At 71.6% G+C, this 16,777-nt stretch carries 18 protein-coding genes; 9 read left to right on the top strand and 9 right to left on the bottom strand.

Annotated elements, in window-relative coordinates:
* Window positions 1–47: 47 nt before the first annotated feature.
* Window positions 48–527 carry a recombinase family protein gene (locus ACULK4_RS03650; protein ID WP_445965101.1) on the bottom strand — a complete coding sequence of 160 codons (480 nt, stop codon included), beginning with the start codon at window positions 525–527 and terminating at the stop codon, window positions 48–50.
* Window positions 528–655: 128 nt separating this feature from the next.
* Between ACULK4_RS03650 and ACULK4_RS03645 the strand changes: the two genes are divergently transcribed.
* Window positions 656–1,342 carry an alpha/beta fold hydrolase gene (locus ACULK4_RS03645; RefSeq protein WP_445965100.1) on the top strand — a complete coding sequence of 229 codons (687 nt, stop codon included), beginning with the start codon at window positions 656–658 and terminating at the stop codon, window positions 1,340–1,342.
* 299 nt (window positions 1,343–1,641) lie between these two features.
* On the top strand, window positions 1,642–2,352 hold the full coding sequence (locus ACULK4_RS03640; protein ID WP_445965099.1) for an alpha/beta hydrolase: 711 nt from the start codon (window positions 1,642–1,644) through the stop codon (window positions 2,350–2,352).
* Between the two features lie 301 nt (window positions 2,353–2,653).
* Here the strand turns inward: ACULK4_RS03640 and ACULK4_RS03635 are convergent, their stop codons facing one another.
* A complete protein-coding gene (locus ACULK4_RS03635; RefSeq protein WP_445965098.1) occupies window positions 2,654–3,529 on the bottom strand; it encodes an RNA polymerase sigma-70 factor in 876 nt (291 codons plus the stop codon).
* A gap of 317 nt (window positions 3,530–3,846) precedes the next feature.
* Between ACULK4_RS03635 and ACULK4_RS03630 the strand changes: the two genes are divergently transcribed.
* The gene (locus ACULK4_RS03630) at window positions 3,847–5,283 is read left to right on the top strand and encodes a hemolysin family protein (RefSeq protein WP_445965097.1); all 1,437 of its coding nucleotides are present in this window, start codon (window positions 3,847–3,849) and stop codon (window positions 5,281–5,283) included.
* Entirely contained in the window at window positions 5,280–6,323 is a 1,044-nt protein-coding gene (locus ACULK4_RS03625; RefSeq protein WP_445965096.1) for a hemolysin family protein, read from the top strand. Before ACULK4_RS03630 ends, ACULK4_RS03625 begins: the two co-directional genes overlap by 4 nt.
* A 17-nt stretch (window positions 6,324–6,340) precedes the next feature.
* Here ACULK4_RS03625 and ACULK4_RS03620 read toward each other — a convergent pair whose 3' ends face one another.
* Window positions 6,341–6,766, bottom strand: coding sequence for a hypothetical protein (locus tag ACULK4_RS03620; protein ID WP_445965095.1), 426 nt, complete (start codon window positions 6,764–6,766; stop codon window positions 6,341–6,343).
* Window positions 6,767–6,848: 82 nt separating this feature from the next.
* Here ACULK4_RS03620 and ACULK4_RS03615 point away from each other — a divergent pair, with 82 nt between their 5' ends.
* Window positions 6,849–7,487, top strand: coding sequence for a MerR family transcriptional regulator (locus ACULK4_RS03615; protein ID WP_445965094.1), 639 nt, complete (start codon window positions 6,849–6,851; stop codon window positions 7,485–7,487).
* Window positions 7,488–7,582: 95 nt separating this feature from the next.
* Window positions 7,583–8,872 carry a diaminobutyrate--2-oxoglutarate transaminase gene (gene ectB, locus ACULK4_RS03610; RefSeq protein ID WP_445965093.1) on the top strand — a complete coding sequence of 430 codons (1,290 nt, stop codon included), beginning with the start codon at window positions 7,583–7,585 and terminating at the stop codon, window positions 8,870–8,872.
* Window positions 8,873–8,903: 31 nt separating this feature from the next.
* Here the strand turns inward: ectB and ACULK4_RS03605 are convergent, their stop codons facing one another.
* From ACULK4_RS03605 to ACULK4_RS03585, 5 genes are all read right to left on the bottom strand, one after another.
* Entirely contained in the window at window positions 8,904–9,536 is a 633-nt protein-coding gene (locus ACULK4_RS03605; protein WP_445965092.1) for a GyrI-like domain-containing protein, read from the bottom strand.
* A gap of 84 nt (window positions 9,537–9,620) precedes the next feature.
* Window positions 9,621–9,938, bottom strand: a complete 318-nt coding sequence (locus ACULK4_RS03600; protein WP_445965091.1) for an ArsR/SmtB family transcription factor — start codon at window positions 9,936–9,938, stop codon at window positions 9,621–9,623.
* Complete coding sequence (locus ACULK4_RS03595; RefSeq protein ID WP_445965197.1) at window positions 9,935–10,426, bottom strand: SRPBCC family protein; 492 nt, start codon at window positions 10,424–10,426, stop codon at window positions 9,935–9,937. The genes ACULK4_RS03600 and ACULK4_RS03595 overlap by 4 nt, the downstream gene beginning before the upstream one ends.
* Before the next feature lie 119 nt (window positions 10,427–10,545).
* Window positions 10,546–11,223 (bottom strand): response regulator transcription factor, encoded by a 678-nt coding sequence (locus ACULK4_RS03590; RefSeq protein ID WP_445965090.1) that lies wholly within the window; start codon window positions 11,221–11,223, stop codon window positions 10,546–10,548.
* A complete protein-coding gene (locus ACULK4_RS03585; RefSeq protein WP_445965089.1) occupies window positions 11,216–13,282 on the bottom strand; it encodes a sensor histidine kinase in 2,067 nt (688 codons plus the stop codon). The genes ACULK4_RS03590 and ACULK4_RS03585 overlap by 8 nt, the downstream gene beginning before the upstream one ends.
* 197 nt (window positions 13,283–13,479) lie before the next feature.
* Here ACULK4_RS03585 and ACULK4_RS03580 point away from each other — a divergent pair, with 197 nt between their 5' ends.
* From ACULK4_RS03580 to ACULK4_RS03570, 3 genes are all read left to right on the top strand, one after another.
* The gene (locus ACULK4_RS03580; protein WP_445965088.1) at window positions 13,480–13,974 is read left to right on the top strand and encodes a COX15/CtaA family protein; all 495 of its coding nucleotides are present in this window, start codon (window positions 13,480–13,482) and stop codon (window positions 13,972–13,974) included.
* A complete protein-coding gene (locus ACULK4_RS03575; RefSeq protein ID WP_445965087.1) occupies window positions 13,958–15,427 on the top strand; it encodes a multicopper oxidase family protein in 1,470 nt (489 codons plus the stop codon). The genes ACULK4_RS03580 and ACULK4_RS03575 overlap by 17 nt, the downstream gene beginning before the upstream one ends.
* A 97-nt stretch (window positions 15,428–15,524) precedes the next feature.
* The gene (locus ACULK4_RS03570; RefSeq protein ID WP_445965086.1) at window positions 15,525–16,196 is read left to right on the top strand and encodes a cupredoxin domain-containing protein; all 672 of its coding nucleotides are present in this window, start codon (window positions 15,525–15,527) and stop codon (window positions 16,194–16,196) included.
* A 251-nt stretch (window positions 16,197–16,447) separates the two neighbouring features.
* Here the strand turns inward: ACULK4_RS03570 and ACULK4_RS03565 are convergent, their stop codons facing one another.
* A complete protein-coding gene (locus ACULK4_RS03565) occupies window positions 16,448–16,765 on the bottom strand; it encodes a hypothetical protein (protein ID WP_445965085.1) in 318 nt (105 codons plus the stop codon).
* Between the last annotated feature and the right edge of the window lie 12 nt (window positions 16,766–16,777).

Below are 16,777 nucleotides of genomic sequence, written 5' to 3'. Positions count from 1 at the left end.
TTGACTATCGAATGTCAATAGATTTCATACGAGGATCGATGCACGGCTCACGCCCGCGCATCCTCCAGGTGCGGTGCGCCATGGCTCAGCACCTTGACGACGAGGTCGTGGCGACGGAGGGTGCGGATCGTGCGCGCCACCTCGTCCGACGTGCGCCCGAGCGCCCGCTCGTTCACGACGACGAGCACGTCGCCCGCACGCAGTGTCTCGAAGAGGCGCGCGAGGCGTTGCTCCCACGACTCCGGTGCATCCGGGGTGGGATACCGGAAGTCGAGGATCTGCACGCCGAACCGGGTCAGGTCGGTGCGCTGCTGGAGGATCGGCGGCATGTCGTCGCGCGGCACGACGAGTCCGACGAGCCGCGAACCCTCGGGACGCGCCTTCCACCAGTCGTGGTTGCGCTGCAGCTCCTCGAAGCATTCGGGGCAGCCGATGGCGTGGTGGCCGGGCCCGTGCGCGACGCCCGCGGCTCCCGGCGACGCCGGCACCGCGGCATCCGTCGTCGAACCGGTCGTCTGGTCAGGCATGTCGAACCCCTTCGTGTCGGGTTCCATTCTCGCCGATATCGCCTCGCCCGGGTCTCGGGCCGCCTGTCAGTCATGTACATCACCGTCGAGTACGACGACCTCCACGTGCCCCTCGGTACGATCGCGGGATGTCGGAGATCGCGCTGCTCGGGAGCGTCTTCCTCCCCGGCTCGACGTTCGATCCGCTCGCCGAGGCGCTCGAGCAGCGCGGACATCACGTGCGCATCGCGAACGCAGCGCACGCGTCGACGGCGCACGACGCCCTCGAGGCGTACCGTGCCGCCCTCGACCACGGCCGCGGCACCGTCGGGGTCGCCCACTCGAACGCGGGCGCTTACGTGCCGGCGCTGGCCGCGAGCGGATGCCTCGATTCGGCCGTCTTCATGGACGCGGTGCTGCCCGGCCCCGGCGGCGGAACGCGGCCGGTGGTCCGTCCCGATCTCGGCGACCTGCTTCGGCCGCGCGTCGTCGACGGAGCGCTTCCGCGGTGGACCGAGTGGTGGCCGATCGAGGACGTGCGCGCACTGTTCCCCGATGCGGCGACGTTCACCGCGGTGCACGCCGCGACGCCGCGCATCCCGGCCGGGTACCTCGACGACACCGTCGAGGTACCAGCCGGTTGGATGTCCGGACTGCGGGCCGGGTTCCTCGCGTTCGGCGAGGCCTATGCCGACGAGCGGCGCCTGGCAGAGTCGCTGGGATGGCCCACGCACACCATTGAGCTCGGGCACCTCGGTCACCTGCTGCGGCCCGACGCGGTCGCGGATGAACTGACCGCGCTCGTCGAGGGATGGGCCGTGGGCCGGCCGGCCTGAGGCAGCACCGCGTCGAATCCGTCCGGCTCGCCCTGCCGCGCGGCCCGATCGCTCCTGCGCCACCGGCTCCGTGCGGCCGGCGCGATGTCCTCGCCGAGCCGGTGCGCGACCACCGGCGGTCACCCGTGCCCGAGCGCGCGGATCGAGATGTCGCGCGTTCCACGCGAACCATTGCGGGTGAAAGCAATATGCAATATATTGCCACCGCAGAGCGTTGCATGACATGACCGGCTGACTCGACGGGACTCCCACCGGCGAAGCCGGGCGGGAACGGAAGGAAAGGGAAAAGGAATAGGAACATGACCACCACAGAGCAAGGGATCAAGAACGTCGTGCTGGTACACGGAGCGTTCGCCGACGGTTCGGGCTGGCGCGGGGTGTACGACAACCTGACGGCCCGCGGCTACCGCGTGAGCATCGTCCAGAATCCGCTCACCTCGCTGGAGGACGACGTCGCCGCCACCATGAGAGTCCTCGACCGGCAGGACGGCCCGACGATCCTCGTCGGCCACTCCTGGGGTGGCACGGTCATCACCGAGGCCGGCAACCACGCCGCGGTCGCCGGACTGGTCTACGTATCGGCGCTCGCCCCGGACAGCGGCGAGAACACATCCAAGCAGTACGAAGGGTTCGCCCCGACTCCGAACTTCGTCATCGACGTCGCCGATGACGGATTCGGCTTCCTCAACCACGACACGTTCAAGATCGGTTTCGCTGCCGATGCCAGTGACGCGGATGCCGCGTTCCTGCGTGACTCGCAGATCCCGATCAACATGTCGGCCTTCGCCACCCCGGTGACGCACGCCGCATGGAAGGACAAGCCGACGTGGGCCGTCATCGCCACCGAGGACCAGTCCTTCGACCAGGCGATGCTGAACCACATGGCGACGCGGGCCGGCGCGGAGATCACCTACGTCTCGGCCAGTCATGCCCTCTTCATGACGCAGTCCGGCGTCGTCTCCGACGTCATCCACACCGCGGCTCAGAACGCCTTCGCAGGCGTTCGCTGAGCGCCGGACCGCATCGTCCCCTGGGGCCGGTCTGCGCAATTCGTCGCGGGCCGGCCCCGATCATCCCTGGAGCGTGACTGCATCATCCTGAACCTGCCGCTCTCCTTCCTCCACGTCGGCACCCCCCATGCCGTCGCCGCCGGGGCGGGCATCGGCACGCTCATCCTGCTCATCGCCTTCGGCACACCCGTGCTGATCGCCGGCCTCGTCTGCGTGGCGGTGACCACGCTCGTCCGCCTGGCCGCCGTCTTCTTCGGATGGACCTTCCCCGAACAGCGCGCGATACTCCCCCGGCGCCACGTCACCGGGTGAGCGTCGCCTCGGCATCGAACCCGGCGAGCTTGTCGGGGTTCGCGACCGAGTAGATCCTCGTGATCCGCCCGTCCTCGACGGTCACGCTCATCGCCGCGGCGAGCTGCCCGTCGACCTCGATCCGGAGGCCGGGGGCGCCGTTGATCCACGTGAGCGTCGCGACCGGGTGCACGTCCCACTTCGCGATGCCGCCCATGAGGTACGACACGAGCTTCTCGGCGCCCACGATCGGGCGCCGGGCCGCGCCGCGCACCTTGCCGCCGCCGTCACCGACCGAGACCACGTCGGGTGCGAGCACGTCCATGAGCCCCTGCACGTCGCCGGTGTTGAACGCGACCATGAGCCGATGCACCACCCGCTCCTGCTCCGACGGCTCGACGTGCACGCGCGGCCGCCTCGCCGCGACGTGCGCCTTCGCCCGGTGCGCGATCTGCCGCACGGCCGACGGCGACTTGTCGACGGCATCCGCGATCTCGTCGTACGGCACGTCGAACACCTCGCGGAGCACGAACACCGCCCGCTCGGCCGGTCCGAGCGTCTCGAGCACGGTCAGCATCGCCATGGACACCGACTCGGCGAGCTCGACGTCGGCCGAGACATCCGGACTCGTGAGCAGCGGCTCGGGCAGCCACTCGCCGACGTAGTCCTCCCGGCGGCGCGACAGCGTCCGCAGGTGGTTGAGCGACTGCCTGGTCACGATGCGCACGAGGTAGGCGCGCGGATCGCGTACCTGCGAGCGGTCGACCGACGACCAGCGCAGCCACGACTCCTGCAGCACGTCCTCCGCGTCGGCCGCCGATCCGAGCATCTCGTAGGCGACCGTGAACAGCAGGTTCCGGTGGGTGACGAACGGGTCGGCACTCATGTGCGCCACCCTACGCCGCGAGCCGTGATGGACATGTCTCCTCCGATGCCTCGTCGTGCCTCGTCGACATGGAGACACCGCGGCGGCAGCCGCTGTGACATCCGCCCACCACCGTCGGCCACCGGCGCATACAGTGATCGTCAAGCGATCGTCGCTACGCTCGGATCCACACCACACTCGCTTGGAGGCGTCGAGCACACCGTGCCCACCACCATCGATGGTCCCGCCACGACGACGGACGGGCCCACCATCACCGAGACTTCCCCGGCTGACGATCCCGGCCATCATCCCGAGCAGCGCCGTGCGGCGGTGACCCGATGATCACCGCGCTCCTGCTCCTGCTCCTCGGGCTCGTGCTCACCGCCGCGATCATCGCGGCGAACGGGTACTTCGTCGCGCAGGAGTTCGCGTACATGTCCGTCGACCGGGCGCGGCTGCGGGCACGGGCCGAGGGCGGCGACGCGGCCGCGAAGCGCGCCCTGGCGATCACGAAGCGCACGTCGTTCATGCTGTCGGGCGCGCAGCTCGGCATCACCGTGACGGGCCTGCTCGTCGGGTACGTGGCCGAGCCGTTCATCGGCGAGGCGCTCGGCGCCCTGCTCGGCGGGGCCGGCGTGCCGACCGCGCTCGGCATCACGATCGGCACCGTGCTCGCCCTGGCGCTCGCCACGGTGGTGCAGATGATCTTCGGCGAGCTGTTCCCCAAGAACCTCGCGATCGCCAACCCCGAACCGCTCGCGCGGGCTCTGGCGCGTTCCACCCAGGTGTACCTCGCGGCGTTCGGATGGCTCATCGCCCTGTTCGACGCTGCGTCCAACGCAGTCCTCCGGGTGATCCGGGTCGAACCCGTGCACGACGTCGACATCAGCGCGACCGCCGAGGACCTCGAGCACATCATCGACGACTCGCGCGCGAGCGGCGACCTGCCCGAGGAGCTCTCGATCCTCCTCGACCGCATCCTCGACTTCCCCGACCGCGACGTCGAGCACGCGATGGTCCCGCGCGTGCGGGTCGACGTGGTCGAACCCGAGACGACGATCGCCGAGATGCGCGTCCGCATGTCGAGCGGGCACACGCGCTATCCCGTGATCGGCGAGCGCGAGGAACCCGTCGGCGTGGTGCACCTCGCCGACGTGCTCGCGGTGGAGCCCCACGACACGCGGCCGGTCACGGCCATCATGCGGGCGCCCCTGGTCGTGCCGACCCTCATGCCGCTGCCCGACGCCCTCGGGCAGCTCACCGACACGCGCAACGAGCTCGCGTGCGTCATCGACGAGTACGGCGGGTTCAGCGGCGTCGTCACGATCGAGGACCTCGCGGAGGAGCTCGTCGGCGAGATCAGCGACGAGCACGATACGCCCCTCGGCGTCGGCGCCGAGCTCGACGCCGACGGCGCGTGGGTCATGGACGGCGACATGCACATCGACGAGGTCGAGCGGATCATCGACCGCGACCTGCCCCGCGGCGACTACGAGACCATGTCGGGCCTCATCATCGCGCAGGGCGGCAGTCTCCCCGCGATCGGCGAGACCCTCGAGGTCGAACTGCCCGCGAGGGGCGCCGACCTCGCCGAGGACGAGCCGGAGCGCCGGCACCTGCTCATCGAGGTGGCCGAGGTCGACCGGCACGTTCCGAGCGTGGTGCGCGTCCGGGTGGTCGAGCACGACGCGACCGCGGCGGATGCCGCCGAGCCGGGCGCCGCCGGCGACCCCGGCTCCGCCGAGCAGTCCGCCGACCGGGAGGAGCGCCGATGAACGCGTGGGCCGTCGCCGCGACCACGATCGCGCTCATCGCGCTCAGCGCGTTCTTCGTCGTCATCGAGTTCGCGCTCATGGGCGCGCGACGCCACCGCCTCGAGCAGGATGCCGCCGACAGCCGCTCGGCCCGTGCGGCGCTGCGCGGCATGAACGAGCTGACGATCATGCTCGCCGGCGCGCAGCTCGGCATCACGGCGGCCACGTTCGCGCTGGGCGCGGTGACCAAGCCCGCGGTCGACGGGTGGCTCGGCCCGGTGTTCGTCTCGTGGGGCCTGCCCGAGTGGCTCGCGGGCGGCGCGGCGTTCGCGCTGTCGCTGCTGTTCGTGACGTTCCTCCACCTCGTGATCGGCGAGATGGCGCCGAAGTCGTGGGCGATCTCGCATCCCGAACTCGCCGCGAAGGCGATCGGACTGCCGTCGCGCGCGTTCATCTGGCTCTTCCGGCCGTTCCTCGTCTGGGTGAACCGTTTCGCGAACCGCCTCGTCGCACGCACGGGAGTCGAGCCCGTCGACCGGGCCGCCGTGGGCGGTCGGGATGCCGACACCATCCGGCACCTCGTCGAGCACTCCACCCAGGTCGGCGTGCTCGAACCCGAGCTCCGGACGCAGATCACCGAGGTGATCGGCCTGCAGGAGCTGACCGTCGAGGAGATCACGACGCCGAACACCGAGCCGACCGCCGTCGCACGCGACGCCACCGTGGCCGACGTGCGCGCCGCGGCGCTGGCGTCCGGCCACCTCCGCATCCTCATGCGGGACGCGGACGGTCGCATGGCGACGGTCGTGCACGTGCGAGACACACTGCAGGCGTCGGATGCCACGCGCGCGGACACCTTCGCACGCCCGGCCTTCCGGGTCGACGTCTCGACTCCCGTCTACGAGCTCCTGCGGCAGATGCGCGAGCAGCGCGTTCAGCTCGCCGTCGTCGAGCGCGATGGCCGGCTGCTCGGGATCGTCACGCTCACCGACGTGGTGCGGCGGGTGCTCCCCGAGGCGACGAGCGCGAGTCCGGCAGGAGCGGGCGGCGCCTCCGACTAGGCGCGGCAGGTTGCGGGTCAGCCGCCGAGTGCCGCCATTCCCCCCGCGATCAGCCCGACGCCGGCGGTGATGAGCGCCGCGGTGAGCGAGAGCACGCCGACCCAGAGCAGCACGATGAGCCGATTCGGCCGCTCGGGATCCTTCCCGAGCACGGAGAGGAAGAACCCGGCCGGCATGAGGATCGCGGCGATCGGCACGCCGAGCCGCGCGAGCCAGAGCCAGAAGCCGTCGAGCGCGGCGTGGTCGATCACGGAGAGGATCGCGACCGACAGCACGAGGAGCACCGCGGCATGCGCGTGGCCTGCGCGGAAGAAGCCCTGCTGCAGGCGGTTCACCGGCACGTGGCCGCGTACGACCCGAGTGAGGAAGTAGCCGCCGCTCTCGACCGTGACGAGGGCGAGCAGCAGGATGCCGATGAGGATGAGGTCGTTCGGGGACGGCATGGGCGGTCCTTCCGGGTGATGTGATTGGATAGCTTGACTCTCCAATATTAGAGAGTTGCACTATCTAATGCAAGGAGCCGGCATGCGCATCTCGTCCCTCGCCGCCGAGGCGGGGCTTCCGCTCGCCACCGTGAAGTTCTACCTGCGCGAGGGCCTCCTGCACCCCGGGCTCGCGAGCTCCGCCACGCAGGCGAGCTACGACGAGTCGCACCTGCATCGTCTCCGCGTCATCCGGGCGCTCACCGGCGCGGTCGGCCTGAGCGTCCAGCAGACCCGCACCATCCTCGGCCTCATCGACGACCCCGGCGCCGATCTCTACTCCACCCTCGGCCGCGCGGTCAGCGCCCTCCCACCCGCCGTGCGCGAGGCATCCGGCGACGACGACCCCCACCCCCGGGCGCGGGCCGCCCTCGAGGCGCTCGGCCAGGTCTACGACCCGCGCTACGCCGCCGTCGCCCAGCTCGAGTCCGCGCTCGAGGCGGCCGAGGCCGCCGGCATGCCGATCAGCGCCGAGCGCCTGCTCGAGTACGGGCGGCGGCTCCACGAGATCGCCGCGTTCGACCTCGAGCGGATGCCTCGCGAGCCCCACGCGGCCGTCGAGTACACGGTGCTCGGCACCGCCCTCTACGAGCCGGTCATCCTCGCGCTTCGACGCCTCGCCCACCAGGACATCGCCGCTCGCGGCCTCCGCGGCGAAGGGGGAGCGCCCGAGCCGAGGTGACGGATGCCGCAGCGGCATCCGTCGACACACCGCACTCTCGGCGGGAGGTCGTAGTCTCATCTCACCGCCCGCCTTCCGAGAGGAGTCCGCCTGCCATGAGCAGCTCCACCACCACCAGCGCCACCGACCTGGACGTCTTCGACCGCCGCGAATCGGAGGTGCGCGGGTACGTCCGCGCGTTCCCGACGGTGTTCGACCGGGCGACGGGCTCGACGCTCGTCGACGCCGACGGGCGCGAGTACCTCGACTTCTTCGCCGGCGCGGGCGTGCTGAACTACGGGCACAACAACCCGGCGTTCACGCGGGCGCTCATCGAGTACCTCGAGCGCGACGGCATCATCCACGGCCTCGACATGGCCACGTCCGCGAAGCGGGCGTTCATCGAGGCGTTCGAGCGGCTCGTGCTCGAGCCGCGCGGCCTCGACCACAAGCTGCAGTTCACCGGCCCGACCGGCGCGAACGCCGTCGAGGCGGCGCTGAAGGTGGCCCGCCAGGCGACCGGCCGGTCGCTCGTGGTGGCGTTCACGAACGGCTTCCACGGGCTGAGCATGGGCGCCCTCGCGGCGACCGGCAACAGCCACTACCGCGAGGCGGCGGGCGTGGGACTCGACGACATCGCGCGCCTGCCGTTCGACGGCTACCTGGGGGCGGAGGTCGACACCCTCGACCTGTTCGAGAAGATGCTCGACGACCCGGGCTCGGGGCTCGACCGTCCCGCCGCCGTGATCGTCGAGGCGGTGCAGGGCGAGGGCGGCATCAACGTCGCCCGCGTCGAGTGGCTCCAGCGCCTGCGCACGATCACCGAGGCGCGCGGCATCCTGCTCATCCTCGACGAGATCCAGGCCGGCGTCGGCCGCACCGGGAGGTTCTTCGCGTTCGAGCACGCGGGCATCGTGCCCGACATCGTGACCGTGTCGAAGTCGATCTCGGGGTCGGGCCTGCCGATGTCGCTCGTGCTGCTCCGTCCCGAGGTCGACGTCTGGAAGCCGGGCGCCCACACGGGCACGTTCCGCGGCAACAACCTCGCGTTCGTGTCGGCGCGCGTGGCACTCGAGACGTACTGGGCGGATGCCGCCTTCGCCGAGGCCGTCACGGCCAAGGGCGAGCTGCTGCGCGCCGAGCTCGAGCGGATCGCGGCCGAGCACCCGGACCAGGGCTTCGTCGTGCGCGGGCGCGGCCTCATGATGGGCATCGCCTGCGACTCGGACCGCACGCTCGCCGGGCGCGTCTCGAAGGCCGCCTTCGAGCGCGGCCTCGTGATCGAGACGTCGGGCGCCCACGACGAGGTGCTGAAGTTCCTCCCCGCGCTCACGATCACCGAAGACGAGATGCGTCGCGGCCTCGAGATCGTGCGCGAGAGCCTCGCGGCGGTGCTCGCCGGCTAGCGCCCGCGCCCGCCGTCCGGACGGCCGCACCTCAGGCGGGTCGCACCGGCTGGCGCAGGACGGTGCGGAGCTTCTCGGGCGCCGTGCGTCGCGCATCGCTGAGGTACACCTCGTGGTGCGCCCCGTTGAAGGTGAGCCCTCGCTGCGGCATCCACTCGTCGTGGAGGCGCGCGAGCGTCGGCGCCTCGTCGTCGTACGGACCGACGTGGAGGATCTGTGCCGACCGTCCCTCATGCAGGTGGTGGAGGCGAAGCAGGTCGAGTGCGGGGTTCGGCGACTTCGCGCGCGCGGTGGCGATCGCGGCCGCGACGGCGTCCTGGTCGATCCAGTCGGGCTGGACGATCAGCATCGTCCAGTCCCATGCGCTCTTGTCGCGCGCGACGAAGGCGCGCGGATCGTCGGCCCACCAGAGCCCCTCCAGCGGCGCGACGACGAAGTCGCGACCGAGTGCGCGCTTGCTGGCGAACTTCACCGCGTACGCGACGCCGAACAGGGCCTCGACCGCCTCGCGATAGGACGCCTCGGTATTGGGATCTCCGTGTCCGTCGACCGCGAGACAGCGCATCGGCGGCACGTCGACGACCGCCCACTCCTTCGCCGACGGCGCGTACAGCTCGGCGTGCGCGCGCTTGAGGTCGTACTTCGCGTTCCCGGGGCCGGTCATGGCGCGAGCGTACGCCGATGGCCGGTCAGCTCGTGACCGGATCGACGCCCGCGTGGCATCCGTGGCGCCGGCGGCGGCAGAAGGTCAGAGCTCCTCGGCGATCTCCTTGATCGCGGCGAGGCGGCGGTCCCACTCGGCCCCGATGGCGTCGAGCCGTCGCGCGGTGTCGCTCAGCTGCGAGCCGATGACCCGGTAGCGCACCTCGCGGCCGACGCGTACGGGCTCCACGAGGCCGACCTCCTGCAGCACGGCGAGGTGCTTCGCGATCGCCTGCCGCGTCACCGGCAGGCGCCCGGCGAGGGCCGACGCCGACGCGTCGCCCTCGCCGAGTGCCGCCAGGATGCTCCACCGGGTCTCGTCGCCGAGTGCGGCGAACACCGGGACCAGCGTCCCCGTGGTCACGCGGCGCCCTCGGCGCCCCGGGCGCCCTCGAGCAGGGCGACGAGCTTGTCGAGCTCCGAGACCCAGCCCTCGCCGTGGGAGGCCATGTTCTCGGCCGGGTCGGAGGTGAGCTCGAACCCGGTCTCGACGACGGTGAGCTGCGTGCCGTCCGTCACCGTCTCGAGCGTGAACGTGAAGACCGTCGAGGTCTCCTCGTCGACCGCGTCGGGCAGCCGGCCGAGCGCGTCGTCGTTGCCCCAGCGGTACGACACGGTGTGCGGGGCGTCCATCGCCTCGACGCGGATGGGCACCGCGCCGTAGTCGGGGAACGTCATGGTGCCCTGCGCGCCGGGACCCGCACCGTCGAGCACGGTTCGCCCGAACCACCTCGAGATGTGCTCGGGCTCGGTGGCGGCGCGCCACACCGCCTCGATGGGCGCGGCGATGCGGATCGTGCGGCGCACGGTGTACGTGCCCTCGTCGATGACGGATGCCGGGTTGTCGGTCATGGTCACGATGATCTCTCCTTGTTCGAATGCGGGATATCTGCAACCCCATAGTTGCACCTATCCTACGGGACGCGCAACCCCGTGGTTGCAGAAGCTCCACGTCGCAGCGCGGCCCGGCATCAGCCTCCGTGGCTCTGCAGGAACGCCAGCACCGCCGCGACCCGCCGATGCACCCCCGTCTCGGGAAGGCGCAGCTTGGTGAAGATCGCGTTCACGTGCTTCTCCACGGTCGACGTCGACAGGAACAACGCCTGCTCGATGCCCGCGTTCGTCTTGCCGGCCGCCATCTCGCGCAGCACCTCGAGCTCGCGCGGCGACAGCGCCGCGAGCGGGCTGGACGCGGTGGCGCTCCGACGCCGGACGAGCGTGTCGACGATCTGCGGGTCGATCACCGAGCCGCCCGCCCGCACCTCGCGCAGCGCGTGCACGAGGTCCTCGAGGTCGCCGATGCGGTCCTTCAGCAGATATCCGAGGCCGGACGAGCCGTCGGCGAACAGGGCCAGCGCGTAGCTCTCGTCCGCATGCTGCGAGAGCACGACGACGCCGGTCTCCGGATGGGCGGCGCGGATAACGCGGGCCGCCTCGATGCCCTCCATGTGGTGTCCAGGCGGCATCCGGATGTCGGTGAGCACGACGTCGGGCGACATGCGGCGCACCGCATCGAGCAGTTCGGTCGCGTTGCCGGTGCCGGCGACGACGTCGATCTCGCCCGAGTCCTCGAGCAGCCGCCGCACACCCTCGCGCACGAGGTAGTTGTCCTCGGCGATGACGACGCGAAGCGTCCGCTGGTCATCCACCGGGTTCACCCACCGGCAACTCGACCAGCACGGTGGTGCCGGTCGGCTCGTTCGGCGCGACCCTCAGGGTGCCGCGGAGAGCGGCGACCCGGTCGCGGATGTTCGCGAGCCCGCCGCTCGACACCGACGCCGGGGCTATCTCCCCCATGCCGCATCCGTCGTCGCTGATCGCGATGCGCAGGTGCCCGTTGCGGCGCGCGAGTCCGACCGATGCACGACTCGCGTGCGCGTGCTTGGCGGTGTTCGCGAGCGCCTCACGGACGACGTAGTACGCCGTGGTCTCCACGTCGCCGGGGAACCGCTCCGTGCGCATCCGGTCGTCGGCCTCGACCGTCAGCGGGATCGGGTACCTGGCCACGCCCGACTCGACCGCTGCGACGAGCCCGTTGTCGCTCAGCACGGGCGGGTGGATGCCGCGGGCGAGCTCGCGGAGGTCGTTGAGCGTCTCCCGCGCCTGGTCCTGCAGTTCCTCGAGCTCGGCCGGCGCGAGCTCGCCGCGCTGCAGCCGGTTCCGGGCGAGGCGCAGCCCCGCGATCTGCGCGACGACGTCCTGCTGGATGCCGTCGTGCAGGTCGCGCTCGAGGCGCCGGCGCTCCTCGTCCTGCGCCGCGACCAGCCGCTCGCGCGAGGCGGTCAGCTCGTCGAGCTGCGCGGCGAGCTGTGCGGTCAGGTGCACGTTGGCGACGGATGCCGCGGCCTGGCCCGCGAACGTGCGCAACAGCGTCCGCTCCGCCTCGCCGTACTCGCCGCGATGGCGGGGACCGACCTCGATGCGCCCGAGCGACTCGTCGCCGTGGACCAGATCGCACGACTCGACGGGTGTGACGACGTCCGGCGCGTCGACCGAGGCCCCCGCGTCGCCGGCGACCGCCGCCGTCGTCGCCCCCGCCGCGTCATCCGTCGACGACAACCGGATGCGCACCCAGGACGCGTCGAGCCCCTCGCGCACCGCCGCCGCCAGCCGGTCGAGCAGCTGCCGTGCGTCGACGGCCTGCTCGAGCTGCGCGCCCAGCTCGCTCAGCATGGCGAACTGGCGATCGCGGTCGCCGAAGAGCGCGCGGTGGAGGCGCCGCTGCATCCACCCGCGCACGGGCAGCAGCACGACCGCGAGGAGCGTCGTCAGCAGGATCGCGGGCACGACGCGGAGCGGCGGCGCGAGCAGGATCGCCGGGGTCGCGACGGCCGCGGCGTAGACGATCGTGATGAGGAGGTTCGATGACGTCTCCACGAGCCGGCCGCGGTCACCGGCTTCGATGTCGAAGGCTCCGTACCGGAGCACGCCGTGGATCGCCGCGACCGGCACCGCGATGAGCGACGCGTACACCAGGAGTTCGATACCCCAGACGTCGGGAATGAGCGACCAGAGCGCGAAGGCGACCATGCTGGCGGAGACGGTGAGCGCCATGACGCGCGTGCGCCTTCGCACCTCGGGTGGGCCGAGGACGGCCCGGTAGGCGAGCACGCCGAGCGCGACGACCACCGCCGCCCACGGGGTCACCACGACGGACTGGACGAACGGCTCCGCCCAGGCGAGCCACGGCACCGCATACGGGTTGGGGATCGCGTCGCCGCTGATCCCGATGTAGGGCGACATCACGACGTGCGGGATCGTGAGGAGCGTGAGCGGCCCGGCGAGCATCGGCACCCAGGCGAAGGCGACCGCGATCCGCTGCCAGCGCCGCTCCGGCACGCCGTCGGGGAACGTCGCGAACACGATGAGCAGCGCCGACGTGGCGGCCGCGTCGGCCGTGAGGCCGAGCACGTTGAAGAGCGGGAACCAGGGCTCGGCGAGGATCTCGACGTTGCGCTGCACGATCGTCTCGTACGCCGACCCGGCGAGCATGCTGGTTCCCGCGAGCGCGACGAGCACCGCCGTGCGGGCCGACGACACGGTGAGCAGCCACATGCCGAACACGAACAGCGGCAGTGCCCCGAGCAACGGCCAGGCGAGCCCGTGGTCGGCGTTCGCGTCGAGGAATCCCCTGATGACGACGACGTAGACGAGGGACGCGACCCCGATCGGGCCGAGCGTCGCGAGCCACACCCACCTGCGATCCACGCTCCCATGGTCCTCCTGTCGGAGCGCTCGTGCGAGGGGGTCTCCCCCGACGTCCCTTAGCGGCTGGCCCCCATGGGGCATGCGGCGCGCTGCCATCCGACGTCGGGTCTGCCGTGTTCCGGCGCCGGCGCACGTCCGCGAGGGTGTCGGGCGAACGGATGCCGCGACACGGCGCCGCACGAACAGGGAGTCACATCATGCGCAAGATCTACCGGGGCATCGCCTGGACCGTCGCCGGGGGCGTCGTCGTCCAGGCCGCCGCCATCGCGTTCGCGTTCGGCGGCATGCTCAACCTCGTGTCCGAGGGCGGCGTCGTCGACAAGGCACTCCTCGAGTCCTTCCAGGCCGGCGGCGTCGGCGAGCTCGGCTTCCTGATCCACGGTCTCGTGGGCGGGGTCGTCATCCCGCTCCTCGCGTTCGCGCTGTTCGTCGTCTCCTTCTTCGTGCGGATGCGCGGAGCGAGGATGTGGGCGGCGATCGTGTTCGGCCTGGTCGCACTGCAGGTGACGCTGGGCTTCTCGATCACCGACGTGCCGTACCTCGGCCTGATCCACGGTGCCAACGCGCTGGCGATCGTCGCCGCGGGGTCGATCGCGGCGCTGCGCACGCGGCGGATGCCGCAGGCGGGCTCGCGCGCGGTCGCGACGGACGCGACCATCGAGGAGGCGAGCTCCGATGCCGTCGCGACGTGAGCTGGTCCGGCGGGCCGCCGTCGCCGTCGCGGTCGTCACCGCGGTCGGCGCCGGCGCGCTCGCGTGGAGCTCCACGCTGCTCGGCGAGTACTCGGTGATGGACATGGGGGCCGGTCACCCGGTGCACGCGCACGGGGGCTCGGACGTCGCGGTCACGTCGCTGGCCGCCGACCCCGACCGCCCGGCCGACGTGCGCGTCGAGTTCACCGCCCGGCAGGAGACGATCGACGTGCCCGGCGGCCGCTCGATCGAGGGGTTCACCGTGAACGGCACGTCGCCGGGGCCGGAGCTGCGCGCGCGGCAGGGCGACCTCGTCGAGGTGGTGTTCGCGAACGAGTCGGTGTCGGACGGCGCGACGCTGCACTGGCACGGCATCGACGTGCCGAACGCGGCCGACGGCGTCGCGGGCATCACGCAGGACGCCGTGCCCGTCGGCGGCCGTCACGTGTACCGGTTCGAGGCGACGGATGCCGGGACGTACTGGTACCACTCGCACCAGGTGTCGCACGACCAGGTCGTGCGCGGCCTGCTCGGCGCGATCGTGATCGAGCCGGCATCGGATGCCTCGCCCGACCCGGCCGACGCCGAGTTCACCGCGCTCCTGCACGTCTACGGCGGGCAGCACACGCTGAACGGCCGCGTCGAGGACGCGCGTGTCGACGCCGAGAGCGGTTCGACCGTGCGCATCCGCGTGGTCAACACCGACCAGGGCACCGCGGCAGTGTGGTCGTCCACGCCGTACCGGGTCGTCGCGGTCGACGGCCACGACGTGACCGGGCCCACCGACGTCGACGGGCAGCGGCTCCTCATCCCGGCCGGCGGGCGAGCGGACGTCGCGGTACGGGCGCCCGCGGACGGCGTCGCGCGCCTGCACGTGGGCGGTGCTCGCAGCATCGTCATCGGCGACCCCTCGGCCCCCGAGGCATCCGCCCCCCGCGCATCGCAGCCGAAGGACACCCTCGACCTGCTCGCGTACGGCACGCCGGACCCGGACTCGCCCGACTTCGACCCGAGCGTTCCCGACCGTTCATACGACTACGTGATCGCCCGCCGGTTCGGACTCATCGACGGCCGGCCCGGCAACTTCTGGACCATCAACGGCCGCATGTTCCCCGACGTGCCGATGTTCCACGTGCGCGAGGGCGACGTCGTCGCGATGCGCCTGCGGAACGACTCGGGCGACGTGCACCCGATGCACCTGCACGGTCACCACGTCATCGTGCTCGCGCGGGACGGCGTCACGGCATCCGGCAGCCCCTGGATCGTGGACTCGCTCGACGTGCGTCCCGGCGAGTCGTACGAGATCGCATTCCTCGCCGACAACCCCGGGATCTGGAGCGACCACTGCCACACGCTCCCGCACGCGGTCGACGGACTCATCGCCCACGTGATGTACGAGGGCGTGACCACGCCGTTCACGATCGACGGCGCGGCGGGCAACCGGCCGGAGTGACCCCATCCGTTCCGGCGCGCGCTCCGAACTCCCAACGACCGCCATCACGGCGCAGTCACGGGCGCGATCCGGCGCCCGCCGTACGAGGGAGTACTCGATGAAGATCGCAACACGAACCGCGGCCGCCACGCTGGTGAGCCTCGCCCTGGTCGCCGGCGGCGCGAGCGCCGCGCACGCCGGCCACGACGCGAACCCGTCCGAGAAGGTCGCCAGCTACGGCTACGCGCTGAACGCGGTGCAGCCGGCCGACGTGCCCGGGAGCGGCGCGAGCGGCAAGACCCGCGTGAAGGCCCTGCCGAACGGCAAGCTCCAGGTCACGGTCGAGGCGTGGGGCCTGTCGCCGAACCTGCCCCATGCGATGCACCTGCACGGCGTGCCCGGAGCGGCGACCGACATGGGTTGCCCGGGACCCGCCCAGGCCGGCGACGACGGCGTCGTCACCGTGCTCGACGGCGCGCCGTTCTACGGCGGCATCCTGACGTCGCTCACGTCGACCGGAGACGTGTCGCCCGCAAGCGCGCTCGCCCTCGACCGCTTCGCGGTCGCCGACGAGAGCGGATACCTGCACTACGAGCGCACGTTCACCGACGTGCCCGGCTACACCGACGCCGGCACGGTGCAGGTGGTCGTGCACGGCATCGACTTCGACCGCAACGGCATGTACGCGTTCAACCCCGAGGACCCGTTCGCGAGCCGATCGTCCTCGCTCGGCGCGGCGATCCCGCTCGAGGCGACCGTGCCCGTGCTGTGCGGGGGCATCGCGAACTGACCCGCAGTCCCGCTCGATCGATGACGGATGCCGCCGCGGCCCGGGCCCGGCGGCATCCGCGCGTCTGCGCGCCGACGCTGCCACACTGGGCGGCATGTCCGACGCACCCGTGGACCATGCCGCCGCGCACGCCCTCTGGGAGGCCTCCCGCGCCGCCCGGCCCGACCGCGCGACCGACCCCGAGCCGCCGTCGGTCGAGGTGTTCGGCGACCACCCCGCGCTCACCGACGAGCCCGTCAGAGGTCGTCGTATCAGCTCGGCACGAGCCGCTCGCTCGCATGCCCGGGTCCGTCGGGCCGCCGGAGCCTGGCGGTCTCGCTTCTGAAGTAGGCGACCACCTCGTCGTCGACGACCTCGTCGTACGCGCTCTCCTCGGCGTCCGCGATCAGCTGGCTGGCCGGGCCGACGAGGATCTTCGAGCGTCCGAGCGACCCGTCGTCCTCGCGCGTCGGGATCTCGACCGTGGCGGAGGCTCCGATCTTCGCGAGCGCCTGCGCGTACTCGAGCAGCGCTCCCGCGATCTCCGTCCCCGTGAGGACGGAGTCGCCTGCATAGTGAATCCGATCCATCCTCCATGAGTA

This window comes from Agromyces selenitireducens, from assembly GCF_052748465.2.
The sequence above is the reverse complement of the archived record's forward strand: the minus strand, read 5'-3'. Positions and strand labels throughout refer to the sequence as shown.